General features: G+C 69.3%; 18 protein-coding genes. 5 read left to right on the top strand and 13 right to left on the bottom strand.

Features of this window, described 5'->3' with window-relative positions:
- The first annotated feature begins 20 nt into the window (after positions 1-20).
- Positions 21-1055 carry a GNAT family N-acetyltransferase gene (locus tag GGR89_RS12880; protein WP_125977196.1) on the top strand — a complete coding sequence of 345 codons (1035 nt, stop codon included), beginning with the start codon at positions 21-23 and terminating at the stop codon, positions 1053-1055.
- Here the strand turns inward: GGR89_RS12880 and GGR89_RS12875 are convergent.
- The 8 genes from GGR89_RS12875 to GGR89_RS12840 all read right to left on the bottom strand — a co-directional run bounded on the left by GGR89_RS12875 (position 1031) and on the right by GGR89_RS12840 (position 8781).
- Positions 1031-1624, bottom strand: coding sequence for an NUDIX domain-containing protein (locus GGR89_RS12875; protein ID WP_125977195.1), 594 nt, complete (start codon positions 1622-1624; stop codon positions 1031-1033). The two genes, GGR89_RS12880 and GGR89_RS12875, sit on opposite strands and share 25 nt — an antisense overlap.
- Positions 1611-2291, bottom strand: coding sequence for a tRNA (guanine(46)-N(7))-methyltransferase TrmB (gene trmB, locus GGR89_RS12870; RefSeq protein ID WP_125977194.1), 681 nt, complete (start codon positions 2289-2291; stop codon positions 1611-1613). The genes GGR89_RS12875 and trmB overlap by 14 nt, the downstream gene beginning before the upstream one ends.
- Positions 2292-2340: 49 nt before the next feature.
- On the bottom strand, positions 2341-3081 hold the full coding sequence (locus tag GGR89_RS12865; protein WP_125977193.1) for an EAL domain-containing protein: 741 nt from the start codon (positions 3079-3081) through the stop codon (positions 2341-2343).
- A gap of 157 nt (positions 3082-3238) precedes the next feature.
- A complete protein-coding gene (locus GGR89_RS12860) occupies positions 3239-4000 on the bottom strand; it encodes an EAL domain-containing protein (RefSeq protein ID WP_125977192.1) in 762 nt (253 codons plus the stop codon).
- 90 nt (positions 4001-4090) lie between these two features.
- Positions 4091-4846: an EAL domain-containing protein gene (locus GGR89_RS12855; RefSeq protein WP_125977191.1), complete on the bottom strand. Its 756-nt coding sequence runs from the start codon at positions 4844-4846 to the stop codon at positions 4091-4093.
- A gap of 148 nt (positions 4847-4994) precedes the next feature.
- Positions 4995-6206, bottom strand: coding sequence for a methionine adenosyltransferase (metK, locus tag GGR89_RS12850; RefSeq protein WP_116468399.1), 1212 nt, complete (start codon positions 6204-6206; stop codon positions 4995-4997).
- 73 nt (positions 6207-6279) lie between these two features.
- Positions 6280-7839 (bottom strand): apolipoprotein N-acyltransferase, encoded by a 1560-nt coding sequence (gene lnt / locus GGR89_RS12845; protein WP_125977190.1) that lies wholly within the window; start codon positions 7837-7839, stop codon positions 6280-6282.
- A gap of 162 nt (positions 7840-8001) precedes the next feature.
- On the bottom strand, positions 8002-8781 hold the full coding sequence (locus GGR89_RS12840) for an alpha/beta fold hydrolase (RefSeq protein WP_125977189.1): 780 nt from the start codon (positions 8779-8781) through the stop codon (positions 8002-8004).
- Between the two features lie 125 nt (positions 8782-8906).
- Here GGR89_RS12840 and GGR89_RS12835 point away from each other — a divergent pair, with 125 nt between their 5' ends.
- Positions 8907-9890, top strand: a complete 984-nt coding sequence (locus tag GGR89_RS12835) for a LysR family transcriptional regulator (protein WP_125977188.1) — start codon at positions 8907-8909, stop codon at positions 9888-9890.
- 314 nt (positions 9891-10204) lie between these two features.
- Here GGR89_RS12835 and GGR89_RS12830 read toward each other — a convergent pair whose 3' ends face one another.
- From GGR89_RS12830 to GGR89_RS12815, 4 genes are all read right to left on the bottom strand, one after another.
- Positions 10205-10432 carry a hypothetical protein gene (locus GGR89_RS12830; protein ID WP_125977187.1) on the bottom strand — a complete coding sequence of 76 codons (228 nt, stop codon included), beginning with the start codon at positions 10430-10432 and terminating at the stop codon, positions 10205-10207.
- 60 nt (positions 10433-10492) lie between these two features.
- Complete coding sequence (locus GGR89_RS12825) at positions 10493-10924, bottom strand: globin domain-containing protein (protein WP_125977186.1); 432 nt, start codon at positions 10922-10924, stop codon at positions 10493-10495.
- Positions 10925-11015: 91 nt separating this feature from the next.
- Positions 11016-11651, bottom strand: coding sequence for an outer membrane protein (locus GGR89_RS12820; RefSeq protein WP_125977185.1), 636 nt, complete (start codon positions 11649-11651; stop codon positions 11016-11018).
- A gap of 198 nt (positions 11652-11849) precedes the next feature.
- Positions 11850-12500 (bottom strand): DUF4893 domain-containing protein, encoded by a 651-nt coding sequence (locus tag GGR89_RS12815; protein ID WP_241213127.1) that lies wholly within the window; start codon positions 12498-12500, stop codon positions 11850-11852.
- Between the two features lie 272 nt (positions 12501-12772).
- Between GGR89_RS12815 and GGR89_RS12810 the strand changes: the two genes are divergently transcribed.
- Positions 12773-13309, top strand: coding sequence for a superoxide dismutase family protein (locus GGR89_RS12810; protein ID WP_125977183.1), 537 nt, complete (start codon positions 12773-12775; stop codon positions 13307-13309).
- Positions 13310-13313: 4 nt separating this feature from the next.
- On the opposite strand, the gene GGR89_RS12805 is transcribed toward GGR89_RS12810, so the two are convergent.
- Entirely contained in the window at positions 13314-14882 is a 1569-nt protein-coding gene (locus GGR89_RS12805; protein ID WP_125977182.1) for an MFS transporter, read from the bottom strand.
- Between the two features lie 81 nt (positions 14883-14963).
- Between GGR89_RS12805 and GGR89_RS12800 the strand changes: the two genes are divergently transcribed.
- Together GGR89_RS12800 and GGR89_RS12795 are read left to right on the top strand one after the other, a co-directional pair.
- Positions 14964-15434: a low molecular weight protein-tyrosine-phosphatase gene (locus tag GGR89_RS12800; protein ID WP_125977181.1), complete on the top strand. Its 471-nt coding sequence runs from the start codon at positions 14964-14966 to the stop codon at positions 15432-15434.
- Positions 15435-15456: 22 nt separating this feature from the next.
- Complete coding sequence (locus tag GGR89_RS12795) at positions 15457-16572, top strand: zinc-binding dehydrogenase (protein WP_125977180.1); 1116 nt, start codon at positions 15457-15459, stop codon at positions 16570-16572.
- Positions 16573-16645 lie beyond the last annotated feature (73 nt).

Below are 16645 nucleotides of genomic sequence, written 5' to 3'. Positions count from 1 at the left end.
TGAGGGGGTAGAGTGGATGCATGGCTCCCGTCGTCCGCTTCGAAGCCGGCCTTGCCGATGCGCTGGACGACGCCGCCATGCGTGCGGCCGAGGGGCACCGCTTCCTCCGCCGCGCCTGGTACGCCGCGGCGCTGCAGGCCTATGGCGGGACGGCGCGAACGCTGGGGGTGGAGGAGGCGGGCGTGCCGGTGGCGGCGCTGCCCTTGGTCGCCAAGGGGCCGGGCTGGCTGGGGCTGGCGGAGATTCCCGGCTGCTACTGGCCGTTCCGCAGCTTCCCCGTGGTGGAAGGCGCAAGCGCGGCGGCGGCGGATGCGCTGCTCGGCGCGCTGGCGCGACGCGTGCGGGCGCTGCGGATCGGGCCGGTCTATGACTGCGATCTGGCGCTCGACTGGCTCAAGGCGCGTGCGCTTGCGGCCGGCTGGACGCTGCTCGACCGGCACGTGGCGGACAGCTTCCTGCTCGATATCGCATCAGAAGACTGGCCGCGCGGATCGACGCTTCGCAAGAACCGGCATCTGGAGAAGCATCTGGCAAGCACGGGCACGCTCGCTTGGGAATGGGGCCCGCCCGATGTCGACACGCTCGCCGAGATCGAACGGCACAGCTGGATCGCCGAGCGCACCGACGGGCGCGACGCCAAGTTCACCGCCGAGGGGCATGGCGCCTTCTGGAAGGCGGCGCTGCACGATCCGGTGCTGGCGGACATGCTCTCCGCCGCGATGCTGCGGATCGACGGGCGGCCGATGGCCTTCTCGTTCGATCTCGTCACCGGCGCGCGCTGCTATGCCATCGCCAACAGCTATGATCCGGCGGTGGCGAAGCATTCGCCGGGCAAGCTGCTCCAGTATCGCAACCTGCTGCGCGCCCGCGAGCGCGGGGTGAGGCTGGTCGATTGGGGCGCGGGCGACAGCGGCTACAAGCAGACCATGGGCGCCACCGCCGGCCCGGCGATCCGCGACTGGATCTTCGTGCGGCCGGGGCTGGAGGCGCTTGCCGCGCGGCTGCTGCGCGGGGCCTGGCGCCGCAGCGGTCAGGCGGCGGGCGGCCAGGCCTGAGCGTCGAGGCGCTCACGCAGGGCAAGAACCAAAATCGCGGTCTTCATGTCCGCCAGCGCCGCCATGCCCTTCTCCCAAAGATCATCGAGCCGCATTTCGATCACCTCGATATCCTCATGGTCGTGGGCAAGCCCGCCGCCCGCGCTGGTGCGATCGGCAAGGCTGTAGGGCGCGAGATAGAGACTCAGCCGCTCGGTCGAGACCGCCGGCATCGCGAAGAAATGGCCGACCAGGTCGATCGCGCCGAGGGCGACGCCGCATTCTTCCATCGCCTCGCGGCGGGCGGTGGTGTCGGCGTCCTCGCCCGGATCAATCCGCCCGGCGAGCGCCTCGTAGACCGACTCGTGCTCGCTCCGGAAGATCAGCGGCGGGCGCGACTGGCGGACCAGCAGCACGGTGCCGCGGGTCGCATCATAGGGGAGCACCGCGACGGCATCGCCATGGTCCTCGATCTGGCGGGTGATGACGCTGCCGTCGGGGGTGCGCAGCGTCGCCAGCAGCAGCCGGCCCCACCCCTGATAGACCGTCTCGACGCGTTCGATGCGGTGGCCGGGCTCAGACCCGGACATAGCGGAAATACCAGACCTCGTGCCCCTGGCGGCGCGCCTTGCGCTCGTAGCGGGTCTCGGGCCAGTCGGCGGGGCGGGTGAGGAAGTCCTGCGCGGTCTGCGCCTGCCAGACGAAGTCCTTGCGCTGGCCCAGCACCATCATCGCCCAGCGGCAATAGGTGGGATCGTCGGTGCCGAGGCGGAATTCGCTGCCGGGCTTGAGCTTGGCCGCGATCAGGTCGAGCGGGCCGTGGTTGACCATGCGGCGCTTGGCGTGGCGCGCCTTGGGCCAGGGATCGGGGTGGAGCAGGTAGACGCGCGACAGGCTCGCGTCGGGCAGCCGCTCCATCACCTCGAGCGCGTCGCCCATGTGCAGGCGAACATTGGCGAGTTCGCCGTCGCGGATATGGTTGAGCGCGCCGACCACGCCGTTGAGGAAGGGCTCGCAGCCGATGAAGCCGTGATCGGGGCGCATCGTCGCCTGGCCGGCGAGATGCTCGCCGCCGCCGAAGCCGATCTCGAATTCGAGCGGGCGATCGTCGCCGAACAGGGTCCGCGCATCGAGCGGGCCGGCATCGGGCACGCTCACCTTGGGCAGCAGTTCCTCGACGAGCGCGGACTGGCCCTGGCGGAGCTTGTGGCCCTGGCGGCGGCCGTAAAGACGGCGAAGAGTGATGGGATCGGCCATGGGGCGCAGCGCATAGTCGCGCCGCCGCGTGCTGGCAAATCCGGGGCGTTCAGGCGGCGAGGCGGGTCGCGGCGATCGGCGCACCCCAGCGGCGGACCGGGCGGGTATAGCGGCGGACGTGCGGCGCGCTGTTCGGTGTGCCCTGGAAGTGGCGGAGCCCGGCGGCGGCGGCGGCGCGCTGCCCGGCTTCCGCGGTGGGAACCGGTGCGATCACGGTGACGCCCATGCCGCCGGCGAGGCGCAGCACGCCTTCGACCAGGCGCGCGCGCGCCGGGGCGGCCTCGAGATGGTGGACCAGCGCCGGGGCGAGGCGGATCAGCCGCGGCGAGCAATGGGCGAGCAGGCCCAGCGCCAGCGGGCCGGCGGCGAAGTCGCTCAGGCCGATCATCATGCCGCGATCGGTGCAGGCGTGGATCATCGCGGCGGCGGCATCGCGATCGGTCGATTCGTCGGCGCTGATCTCGACGACGATCTGGTCGAGTGGGAAGCGGTGGCGCAGCGCGGCGCGGAACAGGTGGCCGAGCAGGCGATCCGGCGCACCGGCGCGGACCTGGACCGGCACTGCCAGCAGCGTGCCGGCATCGGCCAGCCCGGCCGCGGCAGCGGCGGCGAGCGCGCGATCGAGGCGGATGCCTTCCAGTTCGGCCCGGTCCTCACGCAGCAGGATCGCATCGACGGTGTGGAAGGCCTGGGCGCGTGCCTGGATGCCGGCATGCCAGGCGAAGGGTTCGGTGCTGCCTTGCGCCGTGATCGGCTGCAGGTCGATCCGAAGATCCATCGTGGTTGCCATGGGGTGTGCTCCTCAACGCGATTCTTGTGAACCTGAATGTTGGGTACCCAATTCGACCCGACCCTCCCATTCCGTGCGTCGCCGCAGCGGATTCAACCGGTTGGGGAATCTACGGTGCTTGCTTTCGGCAGTTGCAAACGATTCCCCGATTCGGGCCTCATGCCGCCGCGTTGAGCCGCAATGCAGGGGCGGGCAACGCGCCCACCTGGGCCGGTGCGATCAGGTCGCCCTGCATCAGCGTCACCTCCAGCGACCGCAGCCGATCATGCTCGGCGCGAGTCGAGACGCCTTCGGCGATCAGCCGGATGCGGCTCTTCTTCGCGATCTCCGCGACGCGCTCGACGACGATTCGCTTGGCCCAGCTGCTGCACAGGCTGTGCACCAGTTCGGGGGCGAGCTTGAGCGTATCGGGGGTGAAGGCGGAGAGCAGGTCGAGCCCCATGTCGCCCGCGCCGAAATCGTCGAAGGCGATGAGGAAGCCGAGCTTGCGATAGGCCTTCATCAGCCCGAGCATCTTGTCGCTTTCGAGATCGTCGCGGTCGCTGAACTCGAACACCAGCTCGCGCGCCGGGAAGCCGAGGCGGCGGACGATGCGCAGCATGCGATCGGCATCGGCGACCGGATCGGTGATGTAGCGCGGCATCACCTTGATCGCGAGGCGGGTATGGCGCTCGGTGATGCCGAGCGCCATCGCCTGTTCGATCGCCGCGACGCGGCAGCGCAGGTCGAAGGTGGGACGCTTGTCCTCGGCCAGCGTCTCGACGAACGCGGCAGGGCTTTCGCCGTCCGGGCCGCGGAACGTCGCCTCATAGGCCGTGACGATCAGGGTGGAGGTGTTGACGACCGGCTGGAACGCCATCGCGAACCAGTCCCGGCGAAGCGCTTCCTGAAGCGGAGCGGGGGCGATTTGGTCGAGCATGGGGCATCTCCAAGCTGGATCCCCTTGGCTCGAATGGTAGGCGGAAGTGATTACCCGAGCGTTGATGGTGACGCTCGGGCTAACACCATATCAGGCGGCTGCAGCCGGGCGTTCGATCCGGGTGGGCGGGAGCATGCCGGGCATCGGCGGCGCGACCAGATCGCCCTGGAGGTGGAAGATGCCGAAGCTGCGCAGCCGGCGTAGCACGCCCTCGTGCGACACGCCGTCGGCGATCACGCGGATGCCCTGTTCGCGCAGGCGCGGCGCCAGCTCCTCCAGCATCAGCCGGCGCGACCAGCTGGCGTCGATGCCGTTGACCAGATCGGGATCGAGCCGCACCATCGCCGGGCGGTAGCGCACGCAGGGGCTGAAGCCGATCGGGTCGTGCCCGAGACCGAGGAAGGCGGTGAGCGCGCCCGCGCGGGCATGGCCGTCGACCAGGTCGGCGAGCTGCTGGCCGGGCACGTCGGCAAAGCCGTGGATGCCGAAGATCATCCGCTCGGGGATCAGGCCGGTGCGCTGCCCGGCCAGGGTGGCGGCGGTCAGCGCGGCGCCCGCCGGGGCGGCGTTGGGCGCATGGATCGGGATCAGCAGGCGGGCGGTGGTGGTGCCGAGACCCATCTCCATCGCCCTGGTGACCGCGCCGGCGGCGACGCGGCGGTCGAGCTCGGCATGGCGGTCGGCGGGGATCCGGGCGAGGATGTCGTCGCCTTCCTCGCCGTCGGGGCCGCGTAGCACCGCCTCATAGGCGAAAACGCGGGCGGTGATGACATCATGTACCGGTCGAAATGCGAGATGCAGGCCTGGTGCCGACGCGGCCTGCCAGTCCTCCGTGTCGAGAACCATTGCTACTCCCTCCGTTGCCCGTGTTAACCATGACGGGCCCACAAGGCCTTATAGGTCGCAGGCGAAACAAGGGGATGGGAGGGCATGAAAAAGCCCCGCGCGGCGGGTGCCGGCGGGGCTCTTTTCATCTTCGGATCAGAAAGCCCGATCAGGCGGCGAGTGCGGCCTTCAGGTCCTCGACCAGGTCGGTGCGCTCCCAGGGGAAGAAATCGCCCTCCGGCTTGCGGCCGAAGTGACCATAGGCAGCGGTCGGCTGGTAGATCGGCTTGTTGAGGCCCAGGTGGGTGCGGATGCCGCGCGGGGTGAGGCCGCCCAGCTTCTCGATGCCCTGGATCGCCTGCTCGATCTTGTCGTCGCCGACGGTGCCGGTGCCGTGGGTGTCGACATAGAGCGACAGCGGCTTGGACACGCCGATGGCGTAGGCGAGCTGGATCGTGCAGCGCTTGGCGAGGCCGGCCGCGACGATGTTCTTCGCCAGATAGCGGGTGATGTACGCCGCCGAACGGTCGACCTTGGTCGGGTCTTTGCCGCTGAATGCGCCGCCGCCGTGCGGCGAAGCGCCGCCATAGGTGTCGACGATGATCTTGCGGCCGGTCAGGCCGGCGTCACCGTCCGGGCCGCCGATTTCGAACGAGCCGGTCGGGTTGATGTGATACTCGGTCGCGTCCGAGAGCAGCTCGGCCGGAAGCAGGTCGGCAACGACCTTCTTCACATAGGCGTGGAGCTCGGCTTCCTTCTCGCCCTGGTCATAGCCCGGGGCGTGCTGGGTCGAGACGACGATGGCGGTCGCGGCGACCGGCTTGCCGTTCTCGAAGCGCAGCGTGACCTGGCTCTTGGCGTCCGGCTCGAGGAACGGCGCTGCGCCCGAGTGGCGGTCGGCGGCCATGCGCTCGAGGATCTTGTGGCTGTAGTCGAGCGTCGCCGGCATTAGGTCCGGGGTCTCGTCGCAGGCGAAACCGAACATGATGCCCTGGTCGCCGGCGCCTTCGTCCTTGTTGCCGCTCGCGTCCACGCCCTGCGCGATGTGCGCCGACTGGCCGTGCAGGTTGTTCTCGAAGCGGAAGGTCTGCCAGTGGAAGCCCGACTGCTCATAGCCGATGCGCTTCACCGTCTCGCGGACGGTCTTCTCGATCTCTTCCTGCGCGCCCGGGGCCCAGGCACCGTTCTCGTAGACGCCCTTGCAGCGGATCTCGCCGGCCAGGACGACCAGCTGGGTGGTGGTCAGCGTCTCGCAGGCGATGCGGGCTTCGGGATCCTTCGACAGGAACAGGTCGACGATCGAGTCGGAAATCTGGTCGGCGACCTTGTCGGGATGGCCCTCGGAAACGGACTCGGACGTGAAGAGATAGTTGGAACGCATGTAAATTCCTCAGGTTGGGAAGGATCGCCGGGCCGTTGCCATGCCCATATAAAGCTTTCCTTATATGTGCTCCCTAGCGGGCGAAGCGCCGATATGCAATCGCGAACAACCCCGTAAGCGCCGCGACCAGCAGCACCATCCAGTTGCCGGTCCGCGAGAACAGCGTCGGCGGCAGCGGGCGGGGGAGCGGCAGGCGGATCGCGCCCGCCTGGTTCGGTGGGATCGTGCCGAGCAACCGGCCATGGCCATCGATCAGCGCCGAGATGCCGGTGGGGGTGGAGCGAAGGATCGGCAGGCCTTCCTCGATCGCGCGCAGCCGGGCCTGTGCCAGATGCTGCGGCGGGCCCCAGCTGCCGAACCAGGCGTCGTTGGAGGGATTGAACAGGAAGTCGGGGCGATGCGCCTCGTCCACGATCTGTCCCGAGAAGATGATCTCGTAGCAGATCTGGATGCCGGCATTGCCGAAGCCGGGCACGGCAATCGCGCGTGGGCCGGGGCCGGGCAGGAAGTCGACATCACCCATCACCAGCCGGGCGAGGCCGAGCGGGGCGAGCAGGGTGCGCATCGGCAGATATTCGCCATAGGGCACCAGATGCGCCTTGTCGTAGCGGCCGCCGAGCATGCCGTCGGGCCCCAGCGCCCAGACCGAGTTGCCCGCGCCCTGCAGCTGGTTGTCGCGGCCGAACTCGAGCGCGTTGCCGCCGATCAGCGCTTGGTCCCAGGGACCGAGCACCGCGCCGATGCGGGCGCGGACCAGGCGCGGGTCCTGGCGGTACCATTGCACCGGATAGCCGTCCTCGACGAAGTAATCGACCATGCCTTCCGGCCAGACGAAGAGGCGCGGCAGCGCGCCGGGCTTGCCGCTGAGCGCGATCATCCGGTTGAGCAGATACTCGGCATAGTCGGGGCGGCCGACCGCGTCCTGGCCGATATTCGGCTGGACGATCACCACCTCCTTGCCGCTGGCGGTGCTGATGCAGCGGATCCGGTCGCAGCGATCCGACCAGGCGAGGTTCAGTGCGAGCAGCGCCACGGCGGCGACGAGCAGAGGGCGGTACTGGCGCTGGAAGGCGAGGTAGAGGCTGCCGGCGACCGCGACCGTCACGCCCGACAGCGCGTAGGTGCCGATCAGCGTCGCGAGGTTGCGCACCCCCGGCACCGGCACCCAGACCACGGCCAGCGGGTTCCACGGATAGCCGGTGAACGCCACCCCGCGCAGCCATTCGGTGACGGTCCAGGCGGCAGCGCCGGCGAGGACATAGCCGAGGTCCGGCTCGACCCAGCCCGAGCGGGGCTTCACCTTGCGCGCGAACGCCCAGGCCGCGCCCATCGCCAGCGCCGGATATACGGCGAGGTACAGCGCCAGCAGCACGACGGCGGCATAGCCGAGCGCGGGCGGCATCTTGTCCTGGAAATCGAAGGCGTGCTGGATCCAGTTGTCGCCCAGCGTGAAGTGGCCGAGCCCGAACAGCCAGCCGCGGAGCAGCGCGCTGCGCAGCGTGGGCGCGGCATGGACCAGCGCGAACAGCCCGGCGAAGCAGAGCAGCGCAAGCGGCCACCAGCCCAGCGGCGCGAAACCGGTGGCGGAGGCGATGCCGAGAAGGAGCGAGGCGAGCAGCGGACGGCGAAACATCGCCGGCGGGCCTACACGAAGCTTGGGGCCAGGGGGAGAGGCGTTGCGCGGCGCGGCTGGAACGCCGTGCCGCGCGGCGGCAGGACGCCGCCGGGCGCGTGTGATGCGGATGGGCGAGCTGGAACTCACGGCTTTCCCGTCCGGCGGCCCGCATCCCGGTGTTCAAACCAGCGGCGCGGCAAAGTCCGTGATGTGTCGGGCGACGACAGCCGGTGCCTCCAGCGGCGACAGGTGACCGGTGTCCGGCAGGATGTAGAACGAGGCGTGCGGAATGCGCGGCAGCAGTTCGGCCGTCAGCGCCGCAGGGGTGTCGATGCGATCGCGCTCGCCGGCGAGGACCAGCGTCGGCACGTCGATCCGTCCCACCATGGCCGTGATGTCCTCCAGGCTCGTCGCACTGGGCCAGGCCTTCTTCGCCTGCGGCGCGGCGCGGAGGCTGTCCGCGATCACCTGCGCGCGGTCGCGCGGATCCAGCGGGTTGCCGGCGAGCACCCGATCGATCGTTTCTGCCACAGCGCTCTCCGAATCATAGGCGCCGGCCATCATCTCGCGGGCGAGATCGGGCAGCGCGATCGGCGTCGGCGGTGCCGGCGCGACCAGGACGAGGCCGAGCAACCCGTGCGGGCGCTGCGCGGCGATCCACTGCGCCACTTTCCCACCCATCGAGTGCCCGACGAGCACATAGCGTTCCAGGCCCAGCGCATCGATCACGCCCAGCGCGTCGGCCGCGAGATCCGCCAGCGCATAGCCGCTCGGCGGCGCATCGGAATCTCCCCACCCGCGATGGTCTGTCGCGATCGTGCGAAAGCGCGCCGCAAGCCGCGCCGTGACGTGCCGCCATGTCCGTGCCGAACCACCCCAATAGTGGAGGAAGACCAGCGCCGGCGCGCCACTCCCCTGGTCCTCGACGTTGATCCGGATGCCGTTGGACGCGACCTTCATGCTTGTGCCTTCCCGATGTTGCGGCGGCTGTCTGCCGTCGGGCGGGATGTAGGACGCGTGGGACTGGTATATAATCGGCGGATTGTTATCATCATCTGATAACCATTGGATATAATTGCCGTCGCATGGATCGCTTCACCAGCATGGCCGTCTTCGTCGCCGCGGCCGACGACGGCAGTCTGATCGCCGCCGCGCGGCGGCTCGGTCTTTCCGCCTCGATGGCGGGAAAGCATGTCGCGGCGATCGAAGCCGATCTCGGCGTGCGGCTCATGCAGCGAACGACGCGCAGCCTGGTGCTGACGGAGGCCGGACGCGCCTATTACCTCCGCAGCAAGCGGATATTGGAAGACTATGCGGATGCGCGGCGGGAAGCCGCGGATGCGCGCGAAACGGTCCGCGGCGTGCTGCGCGTCGCTGCGCCCTTCACCTTTGGCGAGATGCACCTGAGCGGCGCGATCGGCCGCTTCATGGCGCGCCATCCCGAGGTCTCGGTCGAGGTGCTGCTGGACGATCGCTATGTCGACCTGCCGGCGCAGGGGATCGACGTTGCAATCCGGATCGGCCAGCTCCGCGACTCCGATCTCGTCGCGCGGCGTCTCGCGTCCTGCAAGATGCTGTTCTGTGCTGCCCCGGACTTCATCGGGCGGCACGGCCTTCTCCAGACGATCGAGGCGTTGCGCGAGGCGCCGCGTTTGGTGTTCAGCGATGCAGTGTCGCCGGGCGACTGGAGCATCGGTATCGCGGACGGTGGGCGACAGGGGATCGACGGGCCCGTTCGGCTGCGGGCGAACAACATGAAGATGCTGCTCGCCGCCGCACGGGACGGCCTGGGGATCGCCTATGGCCCCAGCTTCGTGTTCGACGACGATCTTGCAGCCGGCAGGCTCGTCGCGCTGATGCCCGAAGGCGAGACCGCCGATCTCGCGATCCAGGCCGTGTATCCCGCGACGCGCTACCTTCCCCTGAAAGTGCGAAGCTTCGTCGATCACCTCGTCGAGACTTTCCGCGGTGGCTTTCGAAACACGCAGGCATCAGGCGCCGGCGGGCGTCCGATGCAGCAGCTCGAACCGCCCGGGGCAGATGGCGAGCAGCCGATCTCGGCCGATTGACCCCGTGCGGTGGCGGGCAGCGGTCGGATGCAGGGGCGCGCGCGCCCGGTGCCCAGCAGCGAGGCGCAAGCCTTACCGCAGCGCCGTGCGTTCGCCGCCAATGGGCCCGGCTGCTGCTGCTGCTGCGGGGCGGCGGCGGGGGCGGCGGTGTCGGTGCCGGGCAGCGCCCGGCGCAGGCCCGCCGCAGCGCCCGTTGTGCCGGTTGCCCCACCCCCGGAGTTGCGGGCCTGCCGGGGTTCAACGCCCGGCAGACCCGTCCCCCGCGCTTGCGCGCTGCGGGTAGCACGAGAGGGGGTTAACCCGCGCCGCCCGTTTCAAACCGCTCCCTTCGCCGCCGGGTCCGTGTCGCTGACCGGTCGTTCGACCGGCCGCGTCGGCCGATGGCAGTGGTGGCAGAAGGCGAAATCGAACAGGTGGCTGAGCACCCATGCCTGCTCGGCCACGCTCCATTCCGCCCACGCCTCGCGGGTCACCCCCAGGCGGCCGCAATGTTCACAGGCGACTTCCAGCGGCGTATCGACGGGGGTGATCCGCGCGTTCATCACGCGGCCCCTTGTAGCGCATCCGATGAGGGTGGCGGCGGAGACCTGCTCCGAAGCGGATCAACCCGCGGCGGCGGCAGTAGCGGCGGCCTCGGCGGCGGTGCGCGCCTGCACCGCCATGGCGCGGCACATGCGGTGGAGCGCCTCGCTCATCTGGCGGGCGGTTTCGGGTTCTATGCCCGGATCGGCGGCAATCGCACGGTCCATCGCGTGCGCCCATTGCGCCGCGGTCTGCGCGGTGACGGCAAGCTGGCGGTGGAAGCCCATGATGCACATGCCCGGCCGTGCTTCGAACCAGTCGCGCGGGCCGCCGAGCCAGGCGACCAGGAAGCGGGTGAGCGAGTGGCGGAGCGCGGTCAGGTCCGGCTGGTGCATCGCGTGGAGTGCCGCATAGGCGGGGTCCTGCTCGACCAGGTCGTAGAATCGGTCGACGATGGCGCGGACGGATTCCTCGCCGCCGACGCGGTCGAAGGGGAGGGACGATTCGTACATGGCAACGCGCCCTAGCCGAAAATGGCGGGTGCGGCTTGACGGGAATCAAGGGGATGCCGCCCTCCCCATGAAGGGAGGGCGGTGGACCCGATCAGAAGTGCGCGATCACACCCGCCATCGGGCGGAAGCTCTTCGCATCGCTGAACGTGTTCATCTCGAGGCGCAGGCGCAGGCCGCTGTTGCCGGTGATGCCGCCCAGGCCGATGTCCTTCGGGCCGACTTCGACGCCGACGCCGTAGGTCATCGCGTGATAGTCACGGTTGGTGTTGGCGTTCTTGTCGAAATTGACCCACTGATAGCCGACCTTGCCGTAGATCAGGCCGCTGTCGCCAGCACGCAGGCCGAAGCGGCCGGCGGCGCCATATTCCCAGTCGATATCGCCGCTGACGCCCTTGGCGACGTTACCTTCGGCGCCGACGAAGACCGGGCCGAGCGGCACGTTCACGCCGGCGACGCCCTGGACCATCGCGCCGTCGAGGCGATAGCGGTTCGGCTGGATCGGGATGCCGGCGTTCGGCTGACGGTCGAACTGCTCCCAGCCGCCGAGCACGCCGACATAGGGCTCGATGCCGAAGGCCTTGGAGCCGTCCGGCGAGGTCGGGGTGCCGCTGTCCTGCGCGGCGGTCGTCTCCATCGTGCCGGAACCGGTGGTGGTGTCCTGCGCGAAGGCGGGGACGGCGAAGGGGAGCGCGGCAGCTGCTGCCGCGACGGCAATGATCTTACGCATGGGGGGATAACCTCTACGCTGGTGAAACACACATCTTCCGGCCCGGGCCCGCCACAACAGGCGGAGCGGCCGGAGATGGGCGCACAATGCCCGGGCTGCGTCCAAGGTTGCATCGCCGCGCAGCATTTGCGGCAAAGGTGTTGCACTGCGGCAACGGTTTCTGTCGCCCCGATGAACAAACGTTTCGATCGGCCCCAGTCAGGATCGACCCTTGGGCTGGACGTCCGCCGGCACGGGCGTCAACTCATAGACGTCGACGCTGCCCGGCACCGCGCCGTGTACCGCGAGACGCCAGCGGAAGGTGCCGAACCGTTCGACCATGCCCACCACGTCGCGCGCGCCGGAATTGCCATAGCCGATGTCGTTGGCGCCGGGCTTGGCCTGGCGCGCGCCGAGGAACACGTAGCGCTTGCCGTCCGGAAACACATAGCCGGCGACGATGTCGGTGCCGGTCTGCTTGGCGAGGCCGAGCGGGGCATCGTCCTTCAGCTCATTCGTTGCGGAGATATAGCAGAAGCCGGCGGGGCTCGGCTGCACCAGCGCGCGGCCGGCGGGTCCGGGCTTCAGGTGCAGGGTGCGGCAGCGATAGGAGCCGGGGGGCAGCGCCGGGTGCGGCTGGCCGGCATCGGGATCCAGCACCGCGCCCTGCAGCTTGCGCACCGGCGCGCGCACATTCTCGTACAGCTGGCGCCAGCTGGCCGGCAGGTTTTCCAGCCGCGGCATGTCGGCCTCGGCGATGCGGGTGCGCCACAGGGGGGGCGGCGGCGGCATCTCGACGACCGCGATCGGGCGAAGATCCGTCTTGGTCGTGGCCGCCTGGCAAGCGGCGAGCATGGGCAGAGCGAGCATCGCAAAGGCGAGCCGGTGCATGATACTTCCCCTGTGAAACTTTTGGCCCTGTGAACCTGCGGGAGGCGCTTTGCCGCGACAGTCCCACGAAGCAAAGTCGTAAATGAAGGTTAACGAAAAGTAAAAGCTGCGGTGGGCGTGTGATCTGGTGCGGCGAACCGAAGCAATCGGTCGTACGCGACTGGCGGATGGACCGAACCACCCCGCGAGGCCCTTGGAACCGCGGGCAAGAAGGCCCATTACGCACCAAGGACATCGCCGGGAGATTGAAGATGAAGGCTTGGGGAATCGGCGCAGGCGCGGCAGCGATCGGGATGCTGCTGGGCGGCTGCGCGACGACGCAGCAGAACGAACGCTACATGGCCGGCCATTTCCGCGCCCAGGCGGAACTGCACGATGCGGGCGGCAAGGTGGTGGGCACCGCGGTGGCCGAGCAGGTCGAGGGATCGATTCGCGTGCTGGTCGACGTGAACGGCATCTCGCCCGGGCCGCACGGCGTGCATGTCCACACCACCGGCGTCTGCACGCCGCCCGATTTCGCCAGTGCCGGCGGGCACTGGAACCCGGGCGCCACCAAGCATGGCAAGGAGAATCCGATGGGTCCGCATGCCGGCGACCTGCCCAACATGAAGGTGGACGAGAAGGGCCAGGGCCATCTGCGCTTCACGCTCGCCGGCGGCAGCTTCGAGCAGCTGATGGACCAGGACGGCGCGGCGCTGGTCGTCCATGCCGGCGAGGATGACTACAAGAGCGATCCGGCCGGCAACAGCGGCGGCCGCATCGCCTGCGGCGTGTTCCAGACGGTCTGAGCGGTCACACGGCCTCCCCGGCGGCGCGGGCGCGGGCGAGCTTGCTCGCCTCCGCCGCCGGCAGCAGCCGATAGGCGGCTCCGATCGCAGCGAGCGCGAGGGGCACGCTGGCGAGCAGCGCCAGCACCCCCGTCGCAAGATCGCCGGTGAGCGTCGCGATCCGCCCGGCGCAATAGGGGCCCAGCGCAAGGCCAATCAGCGTCGTGCCGATGAAGAAGGCGGCGGTCGCGGTGCCGCGCATGCGGGGCAGCACCAGGTCCTGCGTCGTCGCTGCGGCGGCACCGAGCCCGCCACAGATCAGGAACTGCGCGAGCGGCAGCATCACATAGGCGGTGCTGAGGTCGCGCGCGGTGAACAGCAGCATGATCGGCAGGATCGGCGCCAGGCAGGCGAAGAGCAGTATGTGGATCCGCCCCACCGGGCTGCGCGCGCGCAGCGCATCGGCGAGGCGGCCGGCGATCGTCACGCCGAGGAACCCCGCCAGCGCCACCGGCGCACCGATCCAGAAGCCGAGCGACCCCAGCTGCTCGGGCGGGATATCGAAGGCGCGGCGGAGGAAGCTCGGCGCGAACCCGGCCATCGCATAGGCGAGGAAGGTGTTGAGGCCGTACGCCAGTACCACGCACAGAAAGGCGGGCGTGCCGACGATCAGCGCATAGGTCGGCGGGTCGCGCCGCTTGAGCGCGGTCGCCCAGCTGAACACCGCATAGACGCCGATCCCCACCGCGATCCATTGCGCGGGCGGCTCGCCGAGATGGACGAGCAGCGCGACCAGCCCGGCGACCAGTGCGAGCACGGCCAGGTTGCGCGCCAGTGCCGCCGGACCCAGCCGCGCGGCGCCGATCAGCGTGAAGGGCGGAATGATGGTCAGCAGCTCCTGGAAGAAGGCGCGAAACGGGGCCGGGTGGGGCGGGGTCTCCATGCCCTCGGAAAGCCCGCGCGGCGGCTCGCGCAGCGTGACGATCCACGCCGCGACGAGCAGCCCCGGCACGCCGACCGCGAGGAACGCCGCCTGCCAGCCGACCAACCCCAGCGGTCCGCCGCCCGGATAGGCCTGGTCCCAGCGCTGGACGATCAGCGCGCCGAGGAACAGCGACAGGCCGCCGCCGAGATAGACGCCCGAGGAATAGAGCGCGAGCGCGGTGGCGCGCAGCCGTTTCGGGAACCAGTCGGAGATCAGCGAATAGGCGGCGGGCCCGGCGGTCGCCTCGCCGATGCCGACCCCCATCCGCGCCAGCCCCAGCACCAATCCGGTGCGCGCGAAGCCGGACAGCGCGGTCATGCTCGACCAGAGCGCCAGGCCCGCCGTCATCAGCCGCACCCGGTGCCAATTGTCCGCTAGCCGCCCCAGCGGAATGCCGAACAGCGCGTAGAACACCCCGAATGCGGTGCCGTACAGAAAGCCGATATCCTGGTCGCGCAGCCCCAGGTCGCGCTTGATGTCGTCGGCGAGGATCGCAACAATCTGCCGATCGATGAAGTTGAGGATGTAGACGAGCAGCAGCAGCGACAGCACATACCACGCATAGGGGGTCGCCTTCGCCCCGTCGGGCGGTGGGGGCATGCTGACCATATCCTCTCCTTCGGCGTTGTGCGTGCCGTTGCCAGTCAGGCTAGCAGAGCGTACCCGTTTTACGAAAGGATGATTTTCACGATGGCCGAACCGGCGTTCCTGTTCGTCTGCTTGGGCAATATCTGCCGCTCGCCGCTGGCTGAGGCGGCGTTTCGCGCGGCGGCGGAAGATGCGGGTGTGGCGGTGATCGCCGACTCGGCGGGGACGGGCGGCTGGCATGCCGGCGAGCAGCCCGATCGCCGCTCGATCGCAGCCGCGGCCAAGCACGGCATCGACATCACCGGCCAGCGCGCACGCCAGGTGACGCGCGAGGATTTCGACCGGTTTGACCATATCCTCGCGCTCGATCCGCAGAACCTCGCCGACCTGCGCCGGATCGCGCCCGACGGCGCTCGCGCCCGGCTGCGGCTGCTGCTCGATGCGGTACCCGGCTGGGAAGGCCGCGCCGTCGACGATCCCTATTATGGCGGGCCGGAGGGCTTCGACCGCACCTGGGCCGAGGTGCGTACGGCGGCCGACCGGCTGGTAGAAGAACTCGTACAAACGCGTTGAACAAACCGAAGGAGAGGAATCCATGGCATTCACCGGACGCGAACTGCGCTCGACGCTGGGCGAGGACGGCACGCTGCGGCTGTCGTTGGAGCAGGTGACCTATGACGACCCGGCCGCGGACGAAGTGATCGTCCGCATCGAGGCGGCACCGATCAATCCGAGTGACCTCGGCCTGCTGCTCGGCCCCGCGCAGGTCGATACGCTGCGTACAGACGGCGATGCGCTCGTGTTCGAAGTGCCGAAGGGCCGGCTCGGCAGCATGAAGGCGCGGCTCGGCCAGTCGATGCCGGTGGGCAATGAAGGCGCGGGTACCGTGGTCGCCGCCGGGGCCGATGCCGCTGCGCTGATGGGCAAGCGCGTTTCGGCGGTAGGCGGCGCGATGTTCGCCGACTATCGCGTGCTCAAGGCCCGCGACGTTGTCGAACTGCCCGAAGGGACGGCGGCGGCGGACGGCGCGGCGATCTTCGTCAATCCGCTGACCGCGCTCGGCTTCGTCGAGACGATGCGGCGCGACGGGCACAGTGCGATCGTCCACACCGCCGCGGCCTCGAACCTGGGGCAGATGCTGCAGAAGATCTGCCTCGCCGACGGGGTGCCGCTGGTCAACATCGTCCGTTCCGAGGAACAGGCGGCGATCCTGCGCGACATCGGCGCCACCCATGTGGTGAACAGCCGCGACGAGGATTTCCGCGCCAAGCTGACCGATGCGGTGGCCGAGACCGGCGCCACCGTGGCCTTCGATGCGATCGGCGGCGGCTCGCTGGGCAGCGACATCCTCCAGGCGATGGAAGCGGCTGCGGTGCGCAAGATGACCGAATATAGCCGCTATGGATCCGAACAGTTCAAGCAGCTCTATATCTACGGCGCGCTCGACATGGCACCGACCACGCTCAACCGGCTGGCCTTCGGTTTCCAGTGGAGCGTCTCGGGCTGGCTGCTGACGCCGTTCCTGCGCCGCGCGGGCATGGAGGCGCTGGGGGCGATGCGGCAGCGCATCCTGGCCGAGCTCACCACCACCTTCGCCAGCCGCTACACCCGCACCATCGGGCTCGCGGAGGCACTGCAGCCGGACGTGCTGCGCGCCTATGAGCGCAAGGCGACCGGCGAGAAGTTCCTGATCGATCCCGGGCGGGGTTGACCCGGGCCACCCTCTCATTTCGGGTTGAGGGTTTCAGACAAATTGTTTCCGACACATGTCAGAATGAACTTTA

Origin of the sequence: Sphingomonas trueperi, assembly GCF_011927635.1 — a bacterium.
GTDB lineage: Bacteria > Pseudomonadota > Alphaproteobacteria > Sphingomonadales > Sphingomonadaceae > Sphingomonas > Sphingomonas trueperi.
This window is presented reverse-complemented; position numbering and strand designations above follow the sequence as displayed.